This window comes from Flavobacteriales bacterium, assembly GCA_013001705.1.
Lineage (GTDB): Bacteria > Bacteroidota > Bacteroidia > Flavobacteriales_D > JABDKJ01 > JABDLZ01.
Map to the genome: position 1 here is coordinate 1 of JABDLZ010000025.1, position 3,250 is coordinate 3,250.

The window sequence follows — 3,250 nt, forward strand, 5'->3', positions numbered from 1 at the left end:
ACGCAGTTCTATCCCAAATCCGTATTGGATATCATCGCTGATCTACGGGCTCTTGTGCGTACCAATGATCTGACAGGGATCGATCATAAACTACATCAGCTGGGCCTGACCTCATTGCTCAATACGGACAAGCCCACCCCGGTGGATGAGGCTAAGAATATCATCTACTATCTGCGCACCATCTACTATGATGCGATTGGGAATTTCTATAGCGATCTCAGAAGCACGGTCGATACTGCCTCATTCGACAATCCGCGCATCATACGATTGGGTTTCTGGCCCGGTGGGGATCGCGATGGGAATCCATTCGTGACCTCCGAAGTCACCCTGCAAGTAGCCGATGAGCTGCGTATGACCTTGATGAAATGCTACTACAAGGAGCTCAAGGCCTTATCTAAGAAACTCACTTTCAGAGGGGTCGAGCAGGTGGTTCACGGCTTACTTGAGAAACTCTATGCCTCCATGTTCGATCCAGAGCAGGTGCTTAGTCAGGTTCAGATCGAGACTCCTCTCGAACAGGTGCAACAGACGCTCATGTCCGAGTATCATGGTCTGTATCAGGATGATCTGCAACGACTCATGGATAAGGTCCGACTCTTCGGCACCCACTTCGCAGCGATGGACATCCGACAGGACCATTCTGTACATGTAGATACCATCACCGCCATACTCATGCATAGCCAGCACATCACTGAGTCGCTGGATGAACTGGATGCAGAGAAATTGAAGGACATCCTTCTGCATGAGCACATCGACCTCACCTATTTCCAAGTAGAGGATGCACGGGTCATGGATACCATTGCTTCCATACGTGCCCTACATCAGATCCAGTCACGCAATGGCGCTACCGGTTGCGAGCGCTACATCATCAGCAACTCAGAGGATATCTTCTCGGTACTCTTCGTCTTTGCACTTCTCCGATGGTCGGGATTATGGGAAGGAGACATTCCAGTGGACATTGTCCCACTTTTTGAGACCATGAAGGGTATGGAGGAGTCCGATGCCATCATGAAGACGCTTTTCGATGACCCGACCTATCGCTCGCATGTAGAATCAAGGGACAGCAAACAGACCATGATGCTCGGCTTCTCGGACGGTACCAAGGATGGAGGCTATCTCCGGGCCAATTGGGAGATCTTCAAGACCAAGGAGAAACTTAGTATGCTCTGTGAAGAGGAAAGTATGCGAGCCGTATTCTTCGATGGGAGAGGAGGACCACCCGCACGGGGAGGAGGGAAGACCCACCGATTCTATGCCGCACAGAGCGACCGTATCGCCAACAATGAGATACAGATCACCATTCAAGGTCAGACCATCACCAGTACCTATGGTACCTTGGATCAGTTCATCTACAATGCCCAGCAGATGTTGGCTGCCGGTCTCAGCAATACGCTTGCCGGGGAGAAGGATAGTATTGGAGAAGAGGAGAGAGCCCTTCTAGAGGAACTCGCACAGAGCAGTTTCGAGAAGTACGATGCTCTGAAGAAACATCCCGATTTCTTGAGTTATCTGGAGAAGAAGAGCACATTGAAATACTATGGACGGGCCAATATCGGATCTCGCCCGGCCAAACGTGGTCAGCGCAAAGAACTACGACTCAGTGACCTTAGGGCCATCTCCTTTGTGGGTTCTTGGAGCCAACTCAAACAGAATGTGCCCGGTTATTTCGGTATCGGTACAGCGCTGTCCCGTCTGGATGAGCAGGGAAGACTGGACGAGGCCAAGGAACTCTTCCGCACGGTTCCTTTGTTCCGTGCGCTACTGCTCAATAGCATGATGTCTTTGGCCAAGACCAATTTCTCCTTGACCTCCTATATGGCCGAGGATGAACAATACGGTGCTTTCTGGCAGATACTCTTCGATGAGTATCGGCTTACCCAAGAGTATGTCCTAAAAGTGAGCGGCTACTCCGAACTCATGCAGGAGGAATCCCTATCCAAGGCCAGTGTGGAAGCACGTGAGGATATCGTTCTGCCCTTGCTCCTCATCCAGCAGTATGGCCTGATGAAGATCCAAGAGGATGGACCGCAGAAAGAGACCTTTGAGAAATTGGTCACCCGGTCCTTGTATGGGAATATCAATGCGAGTCGGAATTCGGCCTGATCCGCCTCAGGAATCGATTACCTTGGTAGAACATGAAACGAGTCCTTCCACTTCATTGTGTAGTGCTGATCCTAGCCTTCACGACCCTCTGGACGGGATGTAAGAAAGAGGAGGAAGCAGATGTGCCTCCAAACATCGCGTTAGAAGCGGTTCAGGATGGTCTCTTGATCGATCTCACCATTACCTCTCAAGATCCAGAGAATGCCGTTACCGAGCTCTCCATCGACTGGGGCGATTCGGATATCGATATCATTCAAGGTATATCGAGTACCACCATAGAAGAGGAGCATCTGTATGATGAGCCCAGTGAGACCACCATCACCGTCACAGCATGGGATGCGGATGGGGATAAGACCGAAGAGACGGTGGTCCTGAATCCGGATTTTGCTGCAGTGGACCTCTCTGGTATCAAGAACACACTTTACAAGGATTCAGAAGATGAATTCCTGATCCTCACCGTCAATCTACATACCTACCAGGAGGATCGACAGAATGAGAAATTCCACATCATCACTGAGCTCATCGGTCAGATGGATGTCGATCTCATCGCTCTCCAGGAGTGCGCTCAGCATCAATCGGCCGAGCTAGTGAGCGGGGAGATCAAGGCCGATAATATGGCCCTCATCCTTAGCGAACGGATCCAAGAGAATTACGGGGTGGATTATTCCTTTGTGTGGGATTGGGCCCATTATGGTTGGAATGTATGGGAGGAAGGTCTGGCGGTGATGTCCAAGCATCCGATCACAGATTCAGAGGGGCGCTACATCTCCAGCTCCCAGTCCACCTCTTCCATCATATCACGTAAAGGCTTGCATGCTGCAGTATCCCTACCACAGGGGGATATCGACATCTTCTCCGTTCACACCCATTGGCGTACCAGTGAATCGGATACAGAACAGGATCAGCAGGTGATGGAATTGCAGGCCATGGTCGAAGAGAAAGAACTACAGAATTCACCCTTGGGCAGTATCGTTTGTGGGGATTTCAATTCCAACCCTACCAGCAGTCCACCTTGGGACAATGGCTATGTCACCATGCTCGATAATGGCACCTATGTGGATACGTTCCTGGAGGTCTATCCCGATGCCAACGACCTCCCACAACAACATATCTACAACACCATCGGTGGGTCATTTCCCGGAGGATC

2 protein-coding genes are annotated in these 3,250 nt (G+C 50.8%); both read left to right on the forward strand.

Annotated elements, in window-relative coordinates:
* Positions 1–2,103, forward strand: a 2,103-nt coding sequence (locus tag HKN79_00660) for a phosphoenolpyruvate carboxylase (protein ID NNC82063.1), incomplete at its 5' end; no start/stop codon positions are given.
* 32 nt (positions 2,104–2,135) lie between these two features.
* The coding region (locus HKN79_00665) for a hypothetical protein (protein ID NNC82064.1) at positions 2,136–3,250 on the forward strand (1,115 nt) is incomplete at its 3' end.